This is a genomic window from Brevundimonas sp. (genome assembly GCF_035627475.1).
Lineage (GTDB): Bacteria > Pseudomonadota > Alphaproteobacteria > Caulobacterales > Caulobacteraceae > Brevundimonas.
The window spans coordinates 13,014-34,738 of the sequence record NZ_DASPLR010000061.1 but is presented as its reverse complement, the minus strand read 5'-3'; the positions used below and the strand labels follow the sequence as shown (position 1 = coordinate 34,738).

Below are 21,725 nucleotides of genomic sequence, written 5' to 3'. Positions count from 1 at the left end.
CGCCCTACCCGGCTCCGAAACCGGCGGCGGCGGCGACGGTCAGCGGCTGGAGCCAGGTCAGACCGACGATGACCAGCGGAAAGGCGAAGGCGGCGCAGGCCCAGGCGATGGTTTTCGCCTCGACCGGAGCCCTGTCCGTCGCGGCCTGATCCGGCGCCGGGTCGAACCACATCAGCTTGATGATGCGCAGATAGTAGAAGCCGGCCACGACCGAGGCCACCAGGCCCGCGGCGCCGACCATCCAGTAGCCGGCGTCGGCGGCGGCGCCGAACACGGCCCACTTGCCCCAGAAGCCGGACAGCGGCGGCATGCCCAGCACCGAAAGGCAGAGCACCGTCATCGCCAGGGTGGTGACCGGCCGCTCCTTTCGCAGACCGGCGAAGTCGGCGATCGAGCGGACCGGCCGGCCGTTGCGGCCGAGGGACAACAGGATGCCGAAGAAGCCGAACTGGTCGATGACGTACAGGGTCATGAACAGCAGCATCGACTGCACGCCCAGCGTCGTGCCCGCCGCGATGCCGAGCAGGGCGTAGCCGATGTTGGCGATCGACGAATAGGCCAGCAGCCGCTGCAGGTCCTTCTGAACCAGACCCCCGAAGGCGCCGACCGCGAAGGAGATCAGCGAGATGAGGATCAGCACCTGGGCCCACTGGTCGTGCGAACCGGCGAAGGCGCCCTCCAGGGTGCGGGCGATCAGCACCATGGCCGCCACCTTGGGAGCGGTCGAGAACAGGGCCACGACAGGCGTCGGCGCGCCCTCGTAGACGTCGGGCGTCCACATGTGGAACGGGGCCGCGGAGACCTTGAAGGCCAGGCCGCAGATCAGGAACACGAGGCCGAACACCAGTCCGGTCGAGGGATTGGCCGCCGCATAGGCGGCGATCTCGTCGAACCGCATCGAGCCGGCGAAGCCGTAGATCAGGCTGGCGCCGTACAGCAGCAGGCCGGACGACAGGGCGCCGAGCACGAAATACTTCAGCCCGGCCTCGGACGCCTTCAGGTCGTCGCGGTGGAAGGCGGCCAGCACGTACAGCGCCAGGGAATGCAGCTCGATGCCCACATAGAGCGAGATCAGATCGCCCGACGAGGCCATCATCCCCATGCCGGCCGAGGCCAGCACGATCAGGATCGGATATTCGAAGCGGGCGATGCGCATGCGCTTCATCCAGCCGTCGCCGAGCACGATGGCAACGGCGCTGGACAGGAAGATCAGCGCCTTGCCGTAGACAGCCAGCGGGTCGGCGACATACGCCCCGTTGAAGGCCCGGCCGAGAGGACCGGTGACGGCCAGCGCCGTCGCGGCGACCAGCAGCAGGACCGACAGGACGGAGACGACGCGCGCGCTCCTTTCGCCGGCGAAGGCGCCGATCATCAGCAGCACGAGGCCGCCGACCGCGAGGGCGGCTTCGGGAGCCGAGAGCTGGAGGGCGGAAATCAGATCAGGCATCATGGTCTCACCCGCCGATCGCAAGTTGATAGGCGGAAGTCAGGGCCTCGACCGAGGCGGCGGTATAGTCCAGCACCAGACCGGGCTGCACGCCCAGCCAGATCGTGCCGAGGATCAGCGGGACGAAGATCAGCAGTTCGCGTTTGTCGACATCGGTGATCGCCTTCATCGCCGGATTGGTGATCTCGCCGAACATGACGTTGCGGTACAGGGTCAGGGCGTAGACCGCCGAGAAGATCACGCCTGAGGCCGCGAACAGCGCGGTCCAGGTCGAGACCTGATAGATCCCGGTCATGGTCAGGATCTCGCCGATGAAGCCCGAGGTGCCGGGCAGGCCGACGTTGGCCATGGTGAAGAGCATGAAGATGGCCGCGAACCACGGCATCCGCGCGGTCAGGCCGCCGTAGAGGGCGATCTCGCGGGTGTGCATCCGGTCATAGACCACGCCGACGCAGAGGAAGAGCGCACCGGAAATCAGGCCGTGGCTCAGCATCTGGAACACGGCGCCCTGCACGCCCTGATCGTTGCCGGCGAAGATGCCCATGGTCACGAAGCCCATGTGCGCCACCGACGAATAGGCGATCAGCTTCTTCATGTCGGTCTGCCGGAAGGCGACCAGCGAGGTGTAGACGATGGCGACCGCCGACAGCACGAAGACCAGCGGGGCGAACATCTGCGACGCCTGCGGGAACATCGGCAGGTTGAACAGGATGAAGCCATAGCCGCCCAGCTTCAGCAGGATGCCGGCCAGGATGACGGAACCCGCCGTGGGGGCCTGCACGTGGGCGTCGGGAAGCCAGGTGTGGACCGGCCACATCGGCATCTTGACCGCGAACGAGGCGAAGAAGGCGAGCCACAGCAGCGGCTGGGCGTAGGCCGGGAAGTCGAATGTCTTCAGCGCCGGAATGCTGGTGGTGCCGGCCTCGGCCGCCATCCACAGCATGGCCAGCAGCATCAGCACCGATCCCAGCAGGGTGTAGAGGAAGAACTTGTAGGCGGCGTAGATCCGGTTCGCCCCGCCCCACACGCCGATGATGATGAACATCGGCACCAGGGTGCCTTCGAAGAAGATGTAGAACAGGAACAGGTCCAGCGCCGTGAACACGCCGATGACCAGCGTCTCCAGCACCAGGAAGGCGATCATGTAGTCGACGACGCGGTCGGTGATCGTCTTCCAGCTGGCGATGATGCAGATCGGCATGAGGAAGGCCGTCAGCAGCACGAACAGGATCGAAATCCCGTCCACGCCCAGGTGGTATTCGGCGCCGGCGAACCAGACGTAGCGCTCGACGAACTGATAGGCGGCGCTCGAGGCGTCGAAGCCGGCCACCAGCACGGCCGAGACGGCCAGGGTCGCGAGCGTCGTGACCAGCGCGATCCAGCGGGCGGCGCCGGCGGCGTCGCCCTTGCCCATGATGCGGGCGAGCAGGATCAGGCCCGCGCCGACCAGCGGCAGGAAGGTGACGACGCTCAGGATGAAGGGGATCTGGGGCAAGATCAGGCTCCCCACGCATAGATGGCGAAGGCGAGGAAACCGGCCACGCCGAGCAGCATCACGAACGCATAGTGGTAGACATAGCCGGACTGGAGCTTGCCCAGCCGGGCGGCGGATTTCAGCGAGGCCCAGGCCGCGCCGTTCGGGCCGAGGCCGTCGATGATCTTCACGTCGCCGATCTTCCAGAACAGGTCGCCGACGGCCTTCGCGCCCTTCACGAACACGAAGTCGTACAGCTCGTCGAAGTACCACTTGTTGTAGAGGAAGGCGTGGATGACGCCGCCGCGGTCGGCCATGCGGCGCGCCATGCCTTCCTTGAGGACATAGAGCCAGAAGGCGGCGAAGGTGCCGATCAGGCTCAGCACCAGCGGCGACCAGACCACCCAGGTCGGCACGTCGTGGGCCTCGTGCAGGACGTGGTTGTGCGGACCGTTGAAGATGGCGCCGCGCCAGAACTCGCCCTCGTGGTGGCCGGTGAAGAATGCCTCGAACATGAAGCCGGCGGCGACGGCGCCGACCGACAGCACCAGCAGCGGCACGATCATGACCCATGGGCTCTCGTGCGGCTTCAGCGGGCCGTGGTGGTGGTGGTCGTCGTGCGCATGGTCGTCATGCGCATGGTCATCGGCCAGCGGCTCGGAGTGGGTTTCCAGTTGGGCGTGCGAGGCGTGGTCGTCGGCGTGATGGGCCCCCTCCTCCTTCCACACCGGCTTGTTGTGGAAGGTCATGAAGATGAGCCGCCAGGAATAGTAGGCGGTCAGGCCGGCGGCGAAGATGCCGACCAGGAAGGCGAACAGGCCCATGGGCGAGTGGCCCGAGGCCGCCGCCGCCCAGGCGCTCTCGATGACGATGTCCTTGGAATAGAAGCCGGCGAAACCGCCGATGCCCGGGATGCCCAGACCGGTGATGGCGATCGTGCCGATCATCATCACGGCGTAGGTGATGGGCAGCAGCTTCCACAGCCCGCCCATCTTCCGCATGTCCTGCTCGTGATGCATGCCGTGGATCACCGAGCCGGCGCCGAGGAACAGCAGGGCCTTGAAGAAGGCGTGGGTGAACAGGTGGAACATGGCCGCCTCATAGGCGCCCACGCCGGCGGCGAAGAACATGTAGCCGAGCTGCGAACAGGTCGAATAGGCGATGACCCGCTTGATGTCGTTCTGGGCCAGGCCGACGGTGGCCGCGAACAGGGCCGTGACCGCGCCGGTCAGGGCGATGATCGACGAGGCGACGGGGGCGTATTCGTAGATCGGCGACAGCAGGCAGACCATGTAGACACCGGCCGTGACCATGGTCGCGGCGTGGATCAGGGCCGACACGGGGGTCGGGCCTTCCATGGCGTCGGGCAGCCAGGTGTGCAGGAAGAACTGGGCCGACTTGCCCATGGCGCCGATGAACAGCAGCACGCCCGCGAGATCGAGCGCCGACCAGGTGTGGCCCAGGAACTCCCAGCCCGTGCCCTCGCGCGCCGCGATCATCGGGAACAGCTCGGCGAACTCGATCGTGCCGAACATCCAGAAGACGGTGAAGATGCCGAGGGCGAAACCGAAGTCGCCCACCCGGTTGACCACGAAGGCCTTGATGGCCGCGGCGCTGGCGGTGGACTTCTTGTACCAGAAGCCGATCAGCAGATAGGAGGCGAGGCCCACCCCTTCCCAGCCGAAGAACAGCTGCATGAAGTCGGCGGCGGTGACCAGCGCCAGCATGGCGAAGGTGAACAGCGACAGATAGGCGAAGAACCGCGGCTTGTCCGGGTCCTCGGCCATGTAGCCCCAGCTGTAGAGGTGGACCAGGGACGACACCGTCGTCACCACCACCAGCATCACCGCCGACAGGGCGTCGATGCGGATCGACCAATTGGACTGGAAGTCGCCGACATGGATGAACGGCGCGATCTGCACCGTGAACGGCTCCAGGTGGCCCCAGGTCCACTGGCTGAACACGATCCAGGCGACGGCGCACGAGACGAACAGCAGGCCCGTGGTGATCGATTTGGACAGCAGGTCGCCCAGCCGGCGACCGGACAGGCCGACGATGAAGGCGCCGAGCAGCGGGGCGAAGACGCCGAGAGTGACGAGAAGCTCGAGGTTCACGATCAGCCCTTCATGACCGAGGCGTCGTCGACGGCAATGTCGCCGCGATTGCGGAAGAAGGTCACCAGGATGGCCAGGCCGACGGCGGCTTCGGCCGCGGCGACGGTCAGGACGAACATGGCCATGATCTGACCCGAGACATCATTGAGATAGGCCGAGAAGGCGACGAAATTGATGTTCACCGCCAGCAGGATCATCTCGATCGACATCAGGATGATGATGACGTTCTTGCGGTTCACGAAGATGCCGAAGACGCCGATGGTGAACAGGATGGCGGCGACCGCCAGATAGTGCTGCAGGGTGATTTCCATCAGACCAGATCCTCCGCGGAAACGCCTTCGCCGGTGGCCGCGCCCTTGACCTCGACGGCGGTGCGCCGGTCGCGGTTGACCTGGTCGTGGGCGTTCTGACGCTTGATGTTGGGCTTGTGGCGCAGAGTCAGGACGATGGCCCCGATCATGGCGATCAGCAGCACGATCCCCGCCGCCTGGAAGATGTAGACGTAGTCGGTGTAGAGCACCCGCCCGATCGCCTCGGCGTTGGTGGCGTCGAAGGCCGCCACGGCCGGCGCCGTCGCCCCGGACGCCGCGCCCCCGTCCACGACCACCAGCGAGATCATGATCATCTCGGCCAGCAGCACGCCGGCGACGATCGCCGCCAGCGGCAGGTAACGCGCATAGCCCTCGCGCAGCCGCACGAAGTCGACGTCCAGCATCATGACCACGAACAGGAACAGCACCGCGACGGCGCCGACGTAGACCACGACCAGCAGCATCGCCAGGAACTCCGCGCCGAGCAGCACGAACAGTCCCGCCGACGAGAAGAAGGTCAGGATCAGCCACAGCACGCTGTGCACGGGGTTCTTCGCGGTGACGACCATCAGGCCGCCGACCACGGCCACCGCCGCCAGCAGGTAGAAGGCGAGTCCTTGCAACATCTGAGGCTATCGCCCCTTTCGGTTATGGCCGGCGATCCCTTCGGAATCGCCCGGGCCGTTCAGCGGTTGCGCCTTAACGGTAAGGCGCGTCGAGTTCCAGATTCTTCGCGATCAACCGCTCCCAGCGGTCGCCGTTCGAAAGCAGTTTTTCCTTGTCGTAGAGCAGCTCTTCCCGGGTCTCGACGGTGAACTCCGAGTTGGGGCCCTCGACGATGGCGTCCACCGGGCAGGCCTCCTGGCACAGGCCGCAGTAGATGCATTTGACCATGTCGATGTCGTAGCGGGTCGTGCGGCGGCTGCCGTCGGCGCGCGGCTCGGCCTCGATGGTGATGGCCTGGGCCGGGCAGATGGCCTCGCACAGCTTGCAGGCGATGCAGCGTTCCTCGCCGTTCGGGTAGCGGCGCAGGGCGTGTTCGCCCCGGAAGCGCGGCGACTGCGGATTGCGCTCGAACGGATAGTTCACGGTCGCCTTGGGCCGCGCCATGTATTTCAGCGACAGGCCGATGGCGCCGATGACGTCCAGCATCATCGCGCCTTTGGTCGCCTGGACGAGACGGGTAAGCATCAGTCTTGGTCTCCGGAGACGCCGCGGCAGCGTTCGGCCTTGCGCGGATCCTCATCCTTGGTGATACGGCACAGCCGCTCGCGTTCGGCGTAGTCGCGCTCCACCGCCTGCTGGCGCCGCTCCCACTGGTACACCGAGGTCGGCTCCGGCTCGTAGACCGGCACGGCGCAGGCCGACGCGCCCGCGGCGACGGCGACCAGACCGGCGAGCATCAGCGGGCGGCTCATAGCAGACCCGCCTCAAGCGCGACGCGCCAGCCCGACACGATGACCACCGCGACCAGCGAGGTCGGCAGGAAGATCTTCCAGCCCAGCCGCATCAGCTGGTCGTAGCGGTAGCGGGGCACGAAGGCCTTCACCATGGCGATCATCGTGAACCAGAAGACGATCTTGGCGCAGAACACCACCACGTAGAACAGATTGGCTGCGAACTCGGGCCAGTCGTTCAGGAAATCGGTCGGGAAGCCCGGGTTCCAGCCGCCGAAGAACAGCAGGCTGATCATGGCGCACATGAAGACGATGTTGGCGTATTCGCCGATCATGAACAGCAGGTACGGGGTCGAGCTGTACTCGACCTGGTAGCCGGCCACGAGCTCCGACTCCGCCTCGGGCAGGTCGAACGGCGGGCGGTTGGTCTCGGCCAGGGCCGAGATGAAGAAGATGATCGCCATCGGGAACATGACGATGATGGTCGGCAGGGTCGCCAGACCGCCGCCGAAGGCGAACCAGTTCCAGATCCAGCCGCCCTGCTGGGTGACGATCTGGGTCAGGTTCATCGTGCCGGCGAGCAGGATGACGTTGATGATCACCAGGCCGATGGAGACCTCGTAGGACACCATCTGGGCCGCCGATCGCAGCGACCCCAGGAACGGATACTTCGAGTTCGAAGCCCAGCCGCCCATGATGATGCCGTAGACGCCCAGGGAGCTGATGGCGAAGATGTAGAGGATGCCGACGTTGAGGTCCGAGATGACCCAGCCGGGCGCGAACGGGATCGCCGCCCAGGCGATGAAGGCCAGCACGAAGGTCAGCAGCGGGGCCAGCAGGAAGATGACCTTGTCCGCGCCGGCCGGGACGACGATCTCCTTCAGCACGAATTTGAAGAAGTCGGCGAACGACTGCAGCAGGCCGAACGGGCCCACGACGTTGGGGCCCTTGCGCATCTGCACGCCGGCCCAGATCTTCCGGTCGGCGAGCAGCAGGAAGGCCAGCGAGATCAGGATGCCGACGGTGACCAGCAGGATGCCGCCCGCCGTGATCAGGGTCCAGCCGAGAGGGGTGCTCCAGAAATCCATCGGGCCTTACTCCGCCGCCATCGCGACCGGGGCCACCCGCAGGGCGGACAGCTCGGCCATGGTCACGCTGGCGCGCGCGATCGGGTTGTTGAGATACGGGTCGCGGACCGCGGAATGGAAGGTCACGTCGCCGAGGTCGCCCTTCTTGCCGAGGCTCGCCACGTCGAACGACGCCGCCGCCGGCAGATAGTCGATGCGGCCGAAGGTCGGATGGTCCGCCATCAGCTTCGAGCGCAGGGCGTCGATCGTGTCGTACGGCAGGGTCTGGCCGACGAGCGCGGACAGGGCGCGCAGGATCGCCCAGTCCTCCTTGGCCTGGCCCTTCGGGAAGACGGCGCGTTCGGCCATCTGCACCCGACCCTCGGTATTGACGTAAATGCCCGGCTTCTCGGTATAGGCCGCCCCCGGCAGGATCACGTCGGCGCCGTGCGCGCCGCGGTCTCCGTGGCTTCCCAGATAGACGCGGAAGGCTTTCGACTTCGACAGCTCGACCTCGTCGGCGCCGAGCAGGAACAGCACGTCCAGCGCGCCCTTGCCGACCATCTGCGCGGCGGTGAGCCCGCCCTCGCCGGGCACGAAGCCCATGTCGAGCCCGGCCACGCGCGATGCGGCGCTGTGCAGGACGTTGAAGCCGTTCCAGCCCTCGCTGACCACGCCGACCTTTTTGGCCAGGGCGCCGAGCGCGTTCAGCACAGCCGGGCCGTTGTCGCCGGTCAGGGCGCCCGAGCCGACGATGATCGCGGGCCGCTCGGCCTTCGTCAGGAAGTCCATCGCCGCCTTCGGCAGCTTGCCCAGGGTCTTCGAACCGGCGCCCAGCCAGCTGTAGTCGAAGGTCAGGTCGACCTGCTCTCCGACCACCCCGACCTGGGTCTTGCCGGTCAGCCAGGCCTTGCGCAGACGGGCGTTCAGCAGCGGCGCCTCGGTGCGCGGGTTGGCCCCGACGATGAGGATGGCATCTGCTTTTTCAATGCCTTGGAGGCCGGAGTTGAACAGCCACCCCTCGCGCGGGCCATAGCCAACCGCCGCGCCGTCCTGGCGGCAGTCCGTATTGGCCGAGCCCAGGGCGCGGAACAGGTCCAGCGCCGCCTTCATCGATTCCGCGTCCTGCAGGTCGCCGGCGATGACGCCGATCTTCTCGGGCCTGGCGGCCTTGATCTTCTCCGCGACCACACCGAGCGCCTCTTCCCACGAGGCCACCCGCAGCTTGCCGTTCTCGCGCACATACGGGCGGTCGAGGCGCTGGCGCTGCAGGCCGTCGACGACATAGCGGCTGATGTCGGACAGCCACTCCTCGTTGACGCCCTCGTTAACGCGCGGCAGCACACGCATGACCTCGGGGCCGCGGGCGTCGACGCGGATGTTCGAGCCCAGGGCGTCCATGACGTCGATCGACTCGGTCTTCTTCAGCTCCCACGGACGGTAGTGGTACTGCCACGGCCGGTGGGTCAGGGCGCCGACCGGGCACAGATCGTTGACGTTGCCCGACAGCTCGCTGTCGATGTTCTTCTCGAGATAGGTCGTGATCTCGGCGTCCTCGCCGCGCGAGATCATGCCGATGTCCGGCACGCCGGCGACCTCGGTGATGAAGCGGACGCAACGGGTGCACTGGATGCACCGGGTCATGAAGGTCTTGACCGTCGGACCCATGTTCTTTTCTTCGACGGCGCGCTTGTTCTCGGCGTAACGCGAGCCGTCGCGGCCGTAGCCCATGGCCTGGTCCTGCAGGTCGCACTCGCCGCCCTGGTCGCAGATCGGGCAGTCCAGCGGGTGGTTGATGAGCAGGAACTCCATCACCCCTTCGCGCGCCTTTTTCACCATCGGCGTGTCGGTGAAGATCTCCTGGCCGTCGGCGGCCGGCAGGGCGCAGCTGGCCTGCGGCTTCGGCGGTCCGGGCTTCACCTCGACCAGGCACATGCGGCAATTGCCGGCGATCGACAGCCGCTCGTGATAGCAGAAGCGCGGAATCTCCTGGCCGGCCTTTTCGGCGACCTGGAGCACGGTCATGCCGGGCTCGAATTCGATCTCTACGCCGTTGACCTTGGCGACGGGCATCAGCGGGCCTCTTGCTCAGCGGCCACGGCATAGGTCTCCGTGGCGGTCGTCCCATCCGGGAGCGTCGTGTTGATGGTGATGGCGTCGCCGTCAAGGACGAAGCGCGTCACCGGGTCGCCGGACTGGTTCATCCAGCGGTTCTGTTCGGGGGTCGGGGCGTCGACCGGCTTCCAGGTGATCAGGTCGCCCTCGACCCGGCACTGGGCCCGACGGCGGCCGCCGTCGACCGGCGCGCGCCACGAGGCGTTGACGATCTCGCCCTCCAGACTGTCGATGGCGATGTCGCCGAGAACCTGGCCATGAATCGCCGCCAGACCGGCCTGGCAGACGCGGCGCAGGGCCGCGGCGTCCAGCACCGCCGGCGCCGCCGGGGCGGCGTCGCTCTCGACCGGCGTGGCAGAGACCACCTCCGCCGCCGTCGGCGCGGCCTCGCCCGCCCGCTCGCCGCAGGCGGCGAGGGACAGCGAAGCGATCATCAGCATGGCGATCCTGCCCATCGTCACTCCGCCGCGATCGCGTGGCCGGCGAAATTCGCGCGGCGGCTGCGGTAGGAGGCGATCCGCTCCTCGATCTCGTGGCGGAAATGCCGGATCAGGCCCTGGACCGGCCAGGCCGCGGCGTCGCCGAGGGCGCAGATGGTGTGGCCCTCGACCTGGCCGGCGACGTCCAGCAGAAGGTCGATCTCCGACGGGTCGGCCTCGCCGATGGCCATCCGCTCCAGCACCCGCCACATCCAGCCCGTGCCCTCGCGGCAGGGCGTGCATTGGCCGCAGCTCTCGTGCTTGTAGAAATAGGAGATGCGGGCGATGGCGCGGACCAGGTCGGTCGACTGGTCCATGACGATCACCGCCGCCGTGCCGAGGCCCGAGCGCATCTCGCGCAGGCTGTCGAAATCCATCAGCGCCGTCTCGGACATCTCGCGCGTGATCAGCGGTACGGACGAGCCGCCGGGGATGACGGCCTTGAGGTTGTCCCAGCCGCCGCGCACGCCGCCGCAGTGCTCTTCCAGCAGCTGCTTCAGCGGGATCGACATCGCCTCCTCGACATTGCACGGCCGGTTCACGTGGCCGCTGATGGTCATCAGCTTGGTGCCGGTGTTGTTCGGACGTCCGAAGCCCGCGAACCAGTCCGCCCCACGGCGCAGGATGGTGCCGACGACGGCGATCGACTCGACGTTGTTCACCGTGGTCGGGCAGCCGTACAGACCCGCGCCCGCCGGGAACGGGGGCTTCAGGCGCGGCTGGCCCTTCTTGCCCTCCAGCGATTCCAGCAGGGCCGTCTCCTCGCCGCAGATGTAGGCCCCGGCGCCGTGGTGAATGTAGACGTCGAAGTCCCAGCCGTGGACGTTGTTCTTGCCGATCAGCTGCGCTTCATAGGCCTGCTTGACCGCGGCCTCCATGCGCTCGCGCTCCAGCACATATTCGCCGCGCAGGTAGATGTAGCAGGCGTGGGCCTGCATCGCGAAGCTGGCGATCAGGCAGCCCTCGATCAGCAGCTGCGGATCGTGGCGCATGATCTCCCGGTCCTTGGCGGTGCCGGGCTCGGACTCGTCGGCGTTGACCACCAGATAGTGCGGCCGGTCCTTCACCTCCTTGGGCATGAAGGACCACTTCAGCCCGGTCGAGAATCCGGCGCCGCCGCGTCCGCGCAGGCCCGAGTTCTTGACGTTGGCGATGATCCAGTCACGACCGAGGTCGAGCATGTCCTTCGTGGCGTTCCACGCGCCGCGCGACTTCGCGCCCTCGAGGCCCCAGTCCTGGAGACCATAGAGGTTGGTGAAGATGCGATCCTTGTCTTCGAGGATTCCGACCATGGTCAGTTCAGGTCTCCACGCCGGCTTTCGGCCTTGCTGAGATTGTTGCGGGCCCACAGAAACAGGCCCAGGCCGACGAGCACCAGCAGCCCGCCCACGAAGGCGAGCACCATCTGGTCGCTGTCGCCGAGAAAGCCGGTCAGCGCGGCCGTGGCCAGGGACACGCCGATGATCATGTCGGCAAGCCCGGCCCAGACCATCACCTGCCAGTTGATTGGCTTCTGAGGCCTGTCCATCACCCCTCCTCCCGCATGCGCCGGCGGTGATACCGTGTGCGCAGGAAGATGGCGGCCAGCATCAGGGCCCAGCCGAACGCCAGGGCGGCGTAGCCCGCCCACTGGATCGCGGCCGCGGCCGCTCCGGTGTAGCTGGCGGTCCAGACGGCGAGCGCGCCCAGGATGACCAGGGCGAAGCCGGCCAGCCGCTGGTTGCGGCCGACCACGCGCAGCTCGGCGCGATAGCGGGCGATGGCCTCGTCCTCGGACAGGTCGGGGCGCGTCACGCGGACACCGGATCGCTGTTGGGGAGCTTCCTGATCGGCTTCGCCGCCGAGCCGTCATAGAGTTTCGGATCGGTCAGGGTCAGGGCCCCGCCTTCGGGCTCGGAGCTGGCGCGACCCGCGCGGCTGCCCGGCTCCGGCTTCTTGCCGGCCGCGAAGTCGTCGATGATCCGGGCCATGCTCTCCGGCGTCAGGTCTTCGAAATAGTAGTCGTTGATCTGGGCCATGGGCGCATTGGCGCACGCGCCGAGGCACTCGACCTCCTGCCATGTGAAGCGGCCGTCGGCGCTCAGCGTGTCCTTGGGTCCGATCCGGTCCTTGCAGACCTTCATCAGCTCCCCGGCCCCGCGCAGCATGCAGGGCGTCGTGCCGCAGACCTGGATAAGCGCAGCGGATCCAACGGGTTCGAGCATGAACATGGTGTAGAAGGTCGCGACCTCCAGCACCCGGATGTAGGGCATGCCCAGCAGTTCGCCGATGGCGCGGATGGCCGGCTCGGAGACCCATCCCTCCTGCTTCTGGACCAGCCACAGGATCGGGATCACCGCCGACTGGCGCCGCTCCTCCGGATATTTGGCGATCCACCAGTCAGCCTTGGCCTTCGTCGCCTTCGAGAAGGCGAACGAGGCGGGCTGTTCCTTGGCGAGACGACGAACGCTCATCAGATTTCCATTTCCGACACGACGACGCCGTCGCCGATCATCTTCTTGCGCACGGTCAGAATCTTGTGCTGGCCCTGCCGTCGCAGCAGGACGTTGTGCTGGTAGGTCTCGCCGTTCATGTCGGTCGCCGAATATTCGACGATCTCCCAGCCTTGCCGCACGGCGTCGCTCAGGGGTTTGTCGCTCACCGGTCCACCTCCCCGAACACGATGTCCAGCGAGCCGAGGATGGCGCTCACGTCGGCCAGCATGTGGCCGCGGTTCATCCAGTCCATGGCCTGCAGGTGGCGGAAGCCCGGGGCCGAGATCTTGACCCGGTACGGCTTGTTCGTCCCGTCAGACACCAGATAGACGCCGAACTCGCCCTTGGGGGCCTCGACCGAGGCGTAGACCTCGCCCTCCGGGGTGCGGAAGCCCTCGGTGTAGAGCTTGAAGTGGTGGATGAGCGACTCCATCGACCGCTTCATCTCGCCCCGCCGGGGCGGCACGATCTTGTTGTCCTCGACGATGACCGGTTCGCCGGGGCAGTTGCGCAGCTTGTGGATGCACTGCTCCATGATCCGCACCGACTGCTTCATCTCCTCGATGCGCACCAGGTAGCGGTCCCAGCAGTCGCCGTTCTTGCCGACCGCGATGTCGAACTCGAGATCGGCGTAGCATTCGTAGGGCTGCGATTTGCGCAGGTCCCAGGCGATGTCGGAGCCGCGCAGCATCACGCCCGTGAAGCCCCAGTCCAGCGCCTGCTGCTTGCTGACCACGCCGATGTCGACGTTGCGCTGCTTGAAGATGCGGTTCTCGGTGACGAGCGACTCGATATCCTTCAGGGCCGCCGGGAATTCCAGGCACCAGCGGCCGATGTCGTCGATCAGGTCGGGGGACAGGTCCTGGTGGACGCCGCCGGGGCGGAAATAGTTGGCGTGCAGACGGGCGCCCGAGGCGCGCTCGTAGAACACCATCAGCTTCTCGCGTTCCTCGAAGCCCCACAGCGGCGGAGTCAGGGCGCCGACGTCCATGGCCTGGGTGGTCACGTTCAGCAGGTGCGACAGGATCCGGCCGATCTCGGAGTACAGGACCCGGATCAGCTGACCCCGGTACGGCACGTCGAGGCCCAGCAGCTTCTCGATGGCCAGGCAGAAGGCGTGCTCCTGGTTCATCGGCGCGACGTAGTCGAGGCGATCCAGATAGGGCACGTTCTGCAGATAGGTGCGCGCCTCCATCAGCTTCTCGGTGCCGCGGTGCAGCAGGCCGATGTGCGGGTCGACGCGGGTGACCAGCTCTCCGTCCAGCTCCAGCACCAGGCGCAGCACGCCGTGCGCGGCCGGGTGCTGCGGGCCAAAGTTGATTGTGAATTTGCGGTCGTCGAGCGCCCGCGCGTGCTCGGTGCGCGGATCGTCCTCAAACACGTCGACCGACGCGCCCAGCGGCGCCGGAATGTGCGAACCTTCCGCCATCAGCCCTGAACCTTCTCGTCGCCCGGCAGCACCGGGGCGGGGTATTCCGCGCCTTCCCACGGCGACTGGAAGTCGAAATTGCGGAACTCCTGGGTCAGCCGGACCGGCTCATAGACCACCCGCTTCTGCTCCTCGTCGTAGCGGACCTCAACATAGCCGGTCATCGGGAAGTCCTTGCGCAGCGGATAGCCCTGGAAACCGTAGTCGGTCAGCAGCCGGCGCAGGTCCGGGTGATCCGAGAACAGCATGCCGTACATGTCGAACGCCTCGCGCTCGAACCAGTCGGCGCAGGGGAACACCGACACCACACTGGGCACAGGCTGGCGCTCGTCGGTCGTCACCTTGACCCGCACCCGGGCGTTCCGGGTCAGCGACAGCAGGTGATAGACCACCTCGAACCGTTCCTCGCGGTCCGGGAAGTCGACGCCGCAGATGTCCAGCAACTGCTGGAAACCGAAGCGGTCGCGCAGCGCCGTCAGCACCGCCGGAATGCTGTCGCGTTCGGCGACCAGCGTCAGTTCGCCGAACGCCACCTGGGCCTGCACGCCCAGAGCGCCGACCATCTCGGCGCCGAGCGGCGTCAGCGCCGATTCCATCTCTTCAATGCGAGCCAGGGCGTTCATCGCTCGATCGTCCCCGTCCGGCGGATCTTCTTCTGCAGTTGCAGCAGGCCGTACAGCAGCGCCTCCGCCGTCGGCGGGCACCCCGGCACATAGGCGTCTACAGGCACGACCCGGTCGCAGCCGCGCACTACACTGTAACTATAGTGATAATACCCGCCGCCATTCGCGCACGAGCCCATGGAAAGTACGTAACGCGGGTCAGGCATCTGATCGTATACTTTACGAAGAGCCGGAGCCATCTTGTTGGTCAGGGTGCCGGCCACGATCATCAGGTCCGACTGGCGCGGGCTGGCGCGCGGGGCCATGCCGAACCGCTCCATGTCGTAGCGCGGCATCGAGGCCTGCATCATCTCCACGGCGCAGCAGGCCAGGCCGAACGTCATCCACATCAGCGAGCCGGTCCGGGCCCAGTTGATCACGTCGTCCAGCGAGGTGGTGATGAAGCCGCGCTCGCCCAGTTCGGCGTTCACCTGCTCGAAGAATTTGTCGTGCACGGCCGGGTCGTAGCCCTGGACCAGCGTCCGCCCGGCCTGGCCGAAGGCGACCGGCGACGACGGCGCCGTTCCGGCCGGCGACGCGCCCTGGTTGCCCGCGCCGATCAGCGGAAAGGTGTTGTCGGTCACTCCCATTCGAGGGCGCCCTTCTTCCATTCGTAGATGAAGCCGACGGTCAGCACGCCCAGGAAGACCATCATCGACCAGAAGGCGAACACCATGCCCGCGCGCGACAGGTCGAACATCGACACCGCCCACGGGAACAGGAAGGCGACTTCCAGATCGAAGATGATGAACAGGATCGAGACCAGGTAGAAGCGCACGTCGAACTTCATCCGTGCGTCGTCGAAGGCGTTGAAGCCGCACTCGTACGCCGACAGCTTCTCGGAGTCCGGGTTCTTCGGCGCCAGCACCCAGGCGGCCACCATGAAGCCGAGACCGAGGACCGTCGCGATCCCGAGAAAGACCACGATCGGCAGATATTCGAGAAGGAATGCATTCATCCGGAGGGACCTCGTCCGCCGTGAAGGGAGGGGCGGATTCGGCGCTTTCTAGACCCGGAACCGCGCCCGTTCAAACCCATGCGGCGAAAGGTTTTTCTTGAGAATGGTTCGCAGGTTTGGCGGCCTCGGCCATGGTCGGCGCCGCCTCGTCGAAAGCCGCCGAAAAACTGTCGAAGTCGGCGGCTTCCTCGCTTGACAGTGCGCGGCGCCCCCGCCTAAACGACGCCCCTCGCCGCGACGCACTGCTTCGCGGCCGGGAAACGCGGGTGTAGCTCAGTTGGTTAGAGTGCCGGCCTGTCACGCCGGAGGTCGCGGGTTCGAGCCCCGTCACTCGCGCCATTCCCTCTGATATCGCAGTCAGGGAATGGCGCATTCCGCTCCGCGAGCGGCTTTATCGAAATCGGGATGGAGACGAGGCGTCAGCTGCGCCCGGCGATCAGCACATTGTTGACGCGGCGCCCCAGCGGATCGCGTGACTGCCAGGTCTCGCCGACCGTCGCGTCGATCATGTCGGTGCAGAAGCGCGGGATCAGCATGTTGGGTCGGATATTGGTCAGGCAGAGCTTTTCGCCCCGCACCGACCAGCGGGCCGAAAGACGCCGACCGTCCGAGAACTGGGCGGCGTAGGTGCCGTCCGGATTGAACCAGTGCTTGACCCAGCCACCGTCCGCATAGCGCGAGAGGACGGTGTTGCCGAAGGCGGCGTTGATGTCGGCCCGGCCCGGGCTCGCCAACAGGCAGGCGGCCGCCACGGTCGTCACGGCAAGCGTGCGAAGCATACTTGAACCCCTACTCAGCCCTTCCCGGGCAGGACTATTAACAATCGTTTAGGGAATGCCAACCCCCTGCCCCGGTTCCGCGAATAGTTGACTCTCGCGTGTGGGCTTCTATATGCGGCCCACGTTCGGGACAGGACTGGCGAATCCGCGCCGCCCGCTCGCCCAGAGACAGGGCGGTTCCGCACATCGCACGACGGCCCGATGCGCGGGACGTCCTTCAGCACCAGTCCCAAGGACCCATGACCGAATTTTCCCAACTGGGCCTCTCGCCCACGACCCTGCAGGCGGTCGCCGATACCGGCTACACCACGGCCACCCCGATCCAGGCCCAGGCCATTCCGGTCGCCCTCGCCGGCCGCGACGTCCTCGGCATCGCCCAGACCGGCACCGGCAAGACGGCCGCCTTCACCCTCCCCCTCATCGACCGCCTGTCCAAGGGCCGCGCACGGGCCCGGATGCCCCGCGCCCTGGTGCTGGCCCCGACCCGCGAACTGGCCGACCAGGTCGCCTCCAGCTTCGAGAAATACGCCAAGGGCACCAAGCTGAGCTGGGTGCTGCTGATCGGCGGCGTCTCCATGGGCGACCAGGTGGCGGCCCTGAACAAGGGCGTCGACGTGCTGATCGCCACCCCGGGACGGCTGCTCGACCTGTTCGAGCGCGGCAAGATGCTGCTGACCGGCGTCGAGCTGATGGTCGTCGACGAGGCTGACCGCATGCTCGACATGGGCTTCATCCCGGACATCGAGCGGATCTTCAAACTGACCCCGCCGAAGCGCCAGACGCTGTTCTTCTCGGCCACCATGCCGCCCGAGATCACCCGGCTGACGACCCAGTTCCTCAAGGACCCGACCCGCATCGAGGCCTCGCGCCCGGCCATGACGGCCGAGACCATCACCCAGTATCTGGTGCGCATTCCGTCCAGCGACCCGAAGATGAAGCGGGCCGCCCTCCGGGCCCTCATCGGCCGTTCGGACGTCAGGAACGGCATCGTCTTCTGCAATCGCAAGTCCGAGGTCGATGTCGTCGCCAAATCGCTGAAGCAGCACGGCTTCGACGCCGCGCCGATCCACGGCGACCTCGACCAGTCGCTGCGCATGAAGACCCTGGCCGCCTTCCGCTCGGGCGAGCTCAAGCTGCTGGTCGCCTCGGACGTCGCCGCGCGCGGCCTCGACATCCCGGATGTCAGCCACGTCTTCAACTACGACGTCTCGCACCACGCCGACGACTATGTGCACCGCATCGGCCGCACCGGCCGCGCCGGCAAGACCGGCCAGACCTTCATGATCGTCACCCCGGCCGACGACCGCTCGCTCGACAAGGTCCTCAAGCTCATCAAGATGACGCCCGAGGAACTGACGCTGGATAGCGCCGACCTTGGCGGCGGCGCCGGCCGGCGGCCCGACGAGGCCGAGCGGGCCGAGCCGGCGCGCGAGCGCGCCGAGCGGCCGTCGCGTTCGCGGCGCGCCCCCGCCGCGACCCCGGCCGAAGCCGCCGCCGAGACCGTCGAGACGGTCCAGGTCGCCCCGGAGGCGCCGCCCTCCCCGGCCGAGCCCCAGGCCGCGGAACCCCGCACCCCGAGCCGCCGGAGCCGCAGCCGCCGCGGCGGCGCCAGGTCCGCTGCGGCGCCGGCGGAGACTTCGGTCGAGACCGGAGCCTCCACGGAAGCCGAAGCGCCCGTCGAGACCACGACCACGCCCGAAGCCGCCGCCCCGGCGCGCCCGGCCCAGCAGGCCCACCTGCGCCAGTCGGACCGTCGCGGCGCGCGCGCCGAGGCGGAGCCCCAGCGCACCAACGGCCGCCCGTTCGGCGAGTCGGAGGTCCCGGCCTTCCTGCGCCGCCCCGTGTCCATCAAGACCTAGCGGCCAGGCGTTCGGGAGCGGATTTAACCCGGCGTTACGGAACCCTCTCTAGCGTGCAGCCATGAGGTCGTCGTCTCAAGGCGACCCGCCAGAGGACATCGATGACGGAACCGGTCGAAGCCACGCTGAGGGGACCCCAGGCCTATTCTCTGGCGCGGCGGGCGGTCGAGGCGATGGAAGCCGCATCGGTCTGGCCGACCCCTCTCAATTTCGAGCTCTGGCTGCAGTACCTGGGCGACCCCGAAGGGGCGCTCGGCCGCGAGATCGACCGGATGCTGGCCGCGGGCGAGCCCTTCACGGAAGAGACGGCCGGAATCCTGGCCGCCGAATACCTGCCGCGGGGACGCCTGACCGAGGAGATCCGCGACGCCGGTCGGGTGCTGGACCGCGAGCTGTCCAGCGTCACCGAGGCCATCTCTCGCGCCCACAAGGCCCAGTCCGACTACGGCCGCACTCTCGAGGGCGCCGCGGGCAGCCTGGAGTCCGCCGACGGCGCGCCGCAGCTCCGGGCCATCGTCACCGGCCTGTCCGACGCGACCCACAAGATCAGGCGCGACAACCAGGCCCTGGAGAAGAAGCTGGAGCTGTCGACCCGCGAGATCGCCCGGCTCAGCGAACACCTGGAACAGGTGCGCCGCGACTCCATGACCGACGCCCTGACCAATCTGGCCAACCGCAAGGCGTTCGACGAACAGCTGGAAAGCGCCTGCGAGACCGCGCTGTCCGAAGGCGCCCGGCTGTCGCTGGCCGTGCTCGATATCGACCATTTCAAGCGCTTCAACGACACCTGGGGGCATCAGACCGGCGATCAGGTGCTGCGCTACGTCGCCAGCGTGCTGGCCAAGGCGGCGAAGTCGCCTCGCGTCGCCGCGCGCTACGGCGGCGAGGAATTCGCCATCATCTTCCCGCGCGAGAGCCTGCCCGAGGTCGAGGCGGCGCTGGAAGCCGTGCGCAAGGAGATCGGCTCCCGTTCGCTGCGCCGCCGGTCGACCAACGATGAGCTCGGCGCCGTGACCGTGTCGATCGGATTCGCCCATCGGCGCGCCAGCGAGACCGCCTCCAGCCTGCTCGGCCGGGCCGACGCCGCCCTCTACGCCTCGAAGCGTTCCGGCCGCAATCGCGTCACCTGCGCCGACTGGCTGGACGACGCGGCGGCCTAGACCCCCCGTCAAATCACGCCATAGTCGCCCGATGCGAAGCCTGGCCTTCAACATCGCCTACTGGCTCCTGTCCATCGGCTACACCCTGGCCGCCGTGGTCGCCGCCCTCGCCCCGGGACGGCACGCCACCGGCTGGATCATCCGTCGCTATGTCAGGCGGATGGTGCAGGCCATGAGCCTTCTGGCCGGCATACGCCTCCAGTACCGGGGCGAGGAACGACTGCCTCCAGGCGCCTTCATCATCGCCGCCAAACATCAGAGCTGGGGCGACGGCTACTCGGTCTACGACCGTTTTGACGACCTGGCGTTCGTCACCGGCGACCATCTGGAGAAGTTTCCGCTGATGGCCACGGTGCTGCGCAAGCTGGGGGCCATAGTGGTCAACAACTGCGGCGGCCGCGAAGCCCGCGAGGCGTTGAAGGACCGCGCCGCCGACGCCCATGCCGCCGGCCGCCGGATCCTGATCTACCCCGAAGGCAATCTGGCGAAGGTCGGCGAGAAATTCCGCTACCGGGCCGGCGTCTGGCACATGTACCGCGACTTCGACATGCCGGTCGTCCCGCTGGCCACCAACCTCGGCCTGTTCTGGCCGCAGGAGGCGTTCCGGAAGCACCCCGGCACGGCCACGCTCGAATTCCTCGACCCCATCCCGACCGGACTGCCGAAAGACGAATTCCTCGCCCGGCTGGAAGCCGCCGTCGAAGGCCGGACCGCGGAACTGATCGCCGAGGCCACGGGCCAGCCCCTCGCGCCGGCCGTTCGCGTCCTGGCGCCGGACGAGGCGGCCCGGGCGGCAGCCGTTCCCGCCTAGGGCCTGGGCTTCGGCTTGCGGGGCTTTCGCGCGGCCGCCTTGCGCAGGGCGGCGTCGATCGATTTGCGCGCCCAGCCCACGGCTTCATCCGGGTCGTCCAGGGCGCTCTCGGGCAGCGACCAATAGGCCATCGCCATCATCGCCCCGTCCCTGGTCGGATAGGTGAATTGCCGCGCCCCCGCCTGCGTCAGCAGGGGCTCATTGACCTCGTCGGCCTTCAGCCAGATCACCCCGTCGTCCAGCAGGGCGAAGATCAGGCCGTTCGCATAGACGGCGGCGGCGCCGAACATCCGCTTGATCTCGAGCGGGCCCAGCGCCGCGAAATGCTCCCGAACCCACTCGCCGAAATCGGGGTCGTAGGCCACGCGTCAGGCCGCCGGGATCACGGCGCCATCGTATTTCTGCGCGATGAAGTCCTTCACCGCCTGGCTGCGCAGCATCGCCGCCAGCGCCACGATGCGCGGGTCGTCGCGGTTGTCCGGCCGAGCCACCAGATAGTTCACATAGGGGCTGTCGGCGCCTTCCAGGGTCAGGGCGTCGGTCTTCGGCTTCAGCCCGGCGTCCAGCGCGTAGTTAGTGTTGATCACCGCCATGTCGACCTGGTCGAGCACCCGCGGCAGGGTGGCCGACTCCAGCTCACGAAAGCGTAGTCCCTTGGGATTGTCGACGATGTCGCGCAGGCTCTGCAGCGGGTTGGCCGGATCCTTCAGCCGCACCAGTCCGGCCTTCTGCAGCAGGATCAGCGACCGGCCGATCGACGAGGCGTCGTTGGGCACCGCCACCTGCGCGCCCTGCGGGAGTTCGGCCAGCGACCTGTAGCGCCGCGAATAGGCCCCCAGCGGCTCGACGTGGACGCCGGCCACCGTGATCAGGTCCGAGCCGCGCGAGGCGTTGAACTCGTCCAGGTAGGGCTTGGTCTGGAAATAGTTCACGTCCAGCCGGCGCTCGGCCAGCTGTGTGTTCGGCTGCACATAGTCGTTGAACACCTTGATCTCGATGTTCACGCCCTCGGCCGCCAGCAGCGGCTTGATGTGTTCAAGGATCTCGGCGTGCGGCACGGCGGTGGCGCCGACGATCAGCGGCCGGCTGGCGTCGGCCGCCTTGTCGGCGCCCTGCCCGCAGGCGGCGAGCGCCCCGAGAGCAGCGGCGGCGGCAAGGGTCAAAAGGGTGCGGCGGATCATGGAGAGCC

Annotated in this window: 25 protein-coding genes and 1 tRNA gene; 4 read left to right on the top strand and 22 right to left on the bottom strand. The window is 67.3% G+C overall.

The genetic code is table 11. The annotated features are described in order from the left end of the window. Positions 1-4 precede the first annotated feature (4 nt). The 19 genes from nuoN to VEA62_RS15700 all read right to left on the bottom strand — a co-directional run bounded on the left by nuoN (position 5) and on the right by VEA62_RS15700 (position 15,927). Positions 5-1,447 (bottom strand): NADH-quinone oxidoreductase subunit NuoN, encoded by a 1,443-nt coding sequence (nuoN, locus tag VEA62_RS15790; RefSeq protein WP_324823591.1) that lies wholly within the window; start codon positions 1,445-1,447, stop codon positions 5-7. 7 nt (positions 1,448-1,454) lie between these two features. After that, a complete protein-coding gene (locus tag VEA62_RS15785) occupies positions 1,455-2,933 on the bottom strand; it encodes an NADH-quinone oxidoreductase subunit M (protein ID WP_324823646.1) in 1,479 nt (492 codons plus the stop codon). An 11-nt stretch (positions 2,934-2,944) separates the two neighbouring features. Further along, a complete protein-coding gene (nuoL, locus tag VEA62_RS15780) occupies positions 2,945-5,035 on the bottom strand; it encodes an NADH-quinone oxidoreductase subunit L (protein ID WP_324823589.1) in 2,091 nt (696 codons plus the stop codon). A 2-nt stretch (positions 5,036-5,037) separates the two neighbouring features. Continuing rightward, positions 5,038-5,346: an NADH-quinone oxidoreductase subunit NuoK gene (nuoK, locus tag VEA62_RS15775; protein ID WP_324814238.1), complete on the bottom strand. Its 309-nt coding sequence runs from the start codon at positions 5,344-5,346 to the stop codon at positions 5,038-5,040. Further along, a complete protein-coding gene (locus VEA62_RS15770) occupies positions 5,346-5,972 on the bottom strand; it encodes an NADH-quinone oxidoreductase subunit J (protein WP_324823587.1) in 627 nt (208 codons plus the stop codon). The genes nuoK and VEA62_RS15770 overlap by 1 nt, the downstream gene beginning before the upstream one ends. Before the next feature lie 73 nt (positions 5,973-6,045). Then, positions 6,046-6,537 (bottom strand): NADH-quinone oxidoreductase subunit NuoI, encoded by a 492-nt coding sequence (gene nuoI / locus VEA62_RS15765; RefSeq protein WP_324823585.1) that lies wholly within the window; start codon positions 6,535-6,537, stop codon positions 6,046-6,048. Then, on the bottom strand, positions 6,537-6,764 hold the full coding sequence (locus tag VEA62_RS15760; protein WP_324823583.1) for a hypothetical protein: 228 nt from the start codon (positions 6,762-6,764) through the stop codon (positions 6,537-6,539). The genes nuoI and VEA62_RS15760 overlap by 1 nt, the downstream gene beginning before the upstream one ends. Then, positions 6,761-7,831, bottom strand: a complete 1,071-nt coding sequence (gene nuoH / locus VEA62_RS15755; protein ID WP_324823581.1) for an NADH-quinone oxidoreductase subunit NuoH — start codon at positions 7,829-7,831, stop codon at positions 6,761-6,763. Before nuoH ends, VEA62_RS15760 begins: the two co-directional genes overlap by 4 nt. Positions 7,832-7,837: 6 nt before the next feature. Next, positions 7,838-9,883, bottom strand: a complete 2,046-nt coding sequence (gene nuoG / locus VEA62_RS15750) for an NADH-quinone oxidoreductase subunit NuoG (protein ID WP_324823580.1) — start codon at positions 9,881-9,883, stop codon at positions 7,838-7,840. Further along, a complete protein-coding gene (locus VEA62_RS15745) occupies positions 9,883-10,380 on the bottom strand; it encodes a hypothetical protein (protein ID WP_324823578.1) in 498 nt (165 codons plus the stop codon). The genes nuoG and VEA62_RS15745 overlap by 1 nt, the downstream gene beginning before the upstream one ends. A 2-nt stretch (positions 10,381-10,382) precedes the next feature. Continuing rightward, positions 10,383-11,696 (bottom strand): NADH-quinone oxidoreductase subunit NuoF, encoded by a 1,314-nt coding sequence (nuoF, locus tag VEA62_RS15740; protein WP_324823576.1) that lies wholly within the window; start codon positions 11,694-11,696, stop codon positions 10,383-10,385. 2 nt (positions 11,697-11,698) lie between these two features. Beyond that, positions 11,699-11,932 carry an LPXTG cell wall anchor domain-containing protein gene (locus tag VEA62_RS15735; RefSeq protein ID WP_324823574.1) on the bottom strand — a complete coding sequence of 78 codons (234 nt, stop codon included), beginning with the start codon at positions 11,930-11,932 and terminating at the stop codon, positions 11,699-11,701. Further along, positions 11,932-12,198, bottom strand: a complete 267-nt coding sequence (locus VEA62_RS15730) for a hypothetical protein (RefSeq protein WP_324823572.1) — start codon at positions 12,196-12,198, stop codon at positions 11,932-11,934. Before VEA62_RS15730 ends, VEA62_RS15735 begins: the two co-directional genes overlap by 1 nt. Continuing rightward, complete coding sequence (gene nuoE / locus VEA62_RS15725; protein WP_324823570.1) at positions 12,195-12,857, bottom strand: NADH-quinone oxidoreductase subunit NuoE; 663 nt, start codon at positions 12,855-12,857, stop codon at positions 12,195-12,197. Before nuoE ends, VEA62_RS15730 begins: the two co-directional genes overlap by 4 nt. Continuing rightward, positions 12,857-13,045 (bottom strand): hypothetical protein, encoded by a 189-nt coding sequence (locus VEA62_RS15720; protein WP_324823569.1) that lies wholly within the window; start codon positions 13,043-13,045, stop codon positions 12,857-12,859. The genes nuoE and VEA62_RS15720 overlap by 1 nt, the downstream gene beginning before the upstream one ends. Next, on the bottom strand, positions 13,042-14,307 hold the full coding sequence (locus VEA62_RS15715) for an NADH-quinone oxidoreductase subunit D (protein WP_324823567.1): 1,266 nt from the start codon (positions 14,305-14,307) through the stop codon (positions 13,042-13,044). The genes VEA62_RS15720 and VEA62_RS15715 overlap by 4 nt, the downstream gene beginning before the upstream one ends. Then, positions 14,307-14,903, bottom strand: coding sequence for an NADH-quinone oxidoreductase subunit C (locus VEA62_RS15710; protein ID WP_324823644.1), 597 nt, complete (start codon positions 14,901-14,903; stop codon positions 14,307-14,309). Before VEA62_RS15710 ends, VEA62_RS15715 begins: the two co-directional genes overlap by 1 nt. 23 nt (positions 14,904-14,926) lie before the next feature. Then, positions 14,927-15,580 carry a NuoB/complex I 20 kDa subunit family protein gene (locus VEA62_RS15705; protein ID WP_414641924.1) on the bottom strand — a complete coding sequence of 218 codons (654 nt, stop codon included), beginning with the start codon at positions 15,578-15,580 and terminating at the stop codon, positions 14,927-14,929. Continuing rightward, entirely contained in the window at positions 15,550-15,927 is a 378-nt protein-coding gene (locus VEA62_RS15700; RefSeq protein WP_324823565.1) for an NADH-quinone oxidoreductase subunit A, read from the bottom strand. Before VEA62_RS15700 ends, VEA62_RS15705 begins: the two co-directional genes overlap by 31 nt. A 262-nt stretch (positions 15,928-16,189) precedes the next feature. On the opposite strand from VEA62_RS15700, the gene VEA62_RS15695 reads away from it, so the two are divergent. Then, a tRNA-Asp gene (locus tag VEA62_RS15695) sits at positions 16,190-16,266 on the top strand. Between the two features lie 80 nt (positions 16,267-16,346). On the opposite strand, the gene VEA62_RS15690 is transcribed toward VEA62_RS15695, so the two are convergent. Beyond that, positions 16,347-16,706 (bottom strand): hypothetical protein, encoded by a 360-nt coding sequence (locus VEA62_RS15690; protein WP_324823562.1) that lies wholly within the window; start codon positions 16,704-16,706, stop codon positions 16,347-16,349. A 239-nt stretch (positions 16,707-16,945) separates the two neighbouring features. Here VEA62_RS15690 and VEA62_RS15685 point away from each other — a divergent pair, with 239 nt between their 5' ends. The 3 genes from VEA62_RS15685 (at position 16,946) to VEA62_RS15675 (ending at position 20,536) form a co-directional block, all read left to right on the top strand. Continuing rightward, complete coding sequence (locus tag VEA62_RS15685; RefSeq protein ID WP_324823560.1) at positions 16,946-18,565, top strand: DEAD/DEAH box helicase; 1,620 nt, start codon at positions 16,946-16,948, stop codon at positions 18,563-18,565. A 101-nt stretch (positions 18,566-18,666) separates the two neighbouring features. Next, positions 18,667-19,725 carry a GGDEF domain-containing protein gene (locus VEA62_RS15680; protein ID WP_324823559.1) on the top strand — a complete coding sequence of 353 codons (1,059 nt, stop codon included), beginning with the start codon at positions 18,667-18,669 and terminating at the stop codon, positions 19,723-19,725. A 31-nt stretch (positions 19,726-19,756) separates the two neighbouring features. Next, positions 19,757-20,536 carry a lysophospholipid acyltransferase family protein gene (locus tag VEA62_RS15675; RefSeq protein ID WP_324823557.1) on the top strand — a complete coding sequence of 260 codons (780 nt, stop codon included), beginning with the start codon at positions 19,757-19,759 and terminating at the stop codon, positions 20,534-20,536. On the opposite strand, the gene VEA62_RS15670 is transcribed toward VEA62_RS15675, so the two are convergent. Both VEA62_RS15670 and VEA62_RS15665 read right to left on the bottom strand, forming a co-directional pair. Continuing rightward, positions 20,533-20,901, bottom strand: a complete 369-nt coding sequence (locus tag VEA62_RS15670; protein WP_324823555.1) for a TfoX/Sxy family protein — start codon at positions 20,899-20,901, stop codon at positions 20,533-20,535. The two genes, VEA62_RS15675 and VEA62_RS15670, sit on opposite strands and share 4 nt — an antisense overlap. A 3-nt stretch (positions 20,902-20,904) precedes the next feature. Further along, entirely contained in the window at positions 20,905-21,717 is an 813-nt protein-coding gene (locus VEA62_RS15665) for a MetQ/NlpA family ABC transporter substrate-binding protein (RefSeq protein WP_324823553.1), read from the bottom strand. Positions 21,718-21,725 lie beyond the last annotated feature (8 nt).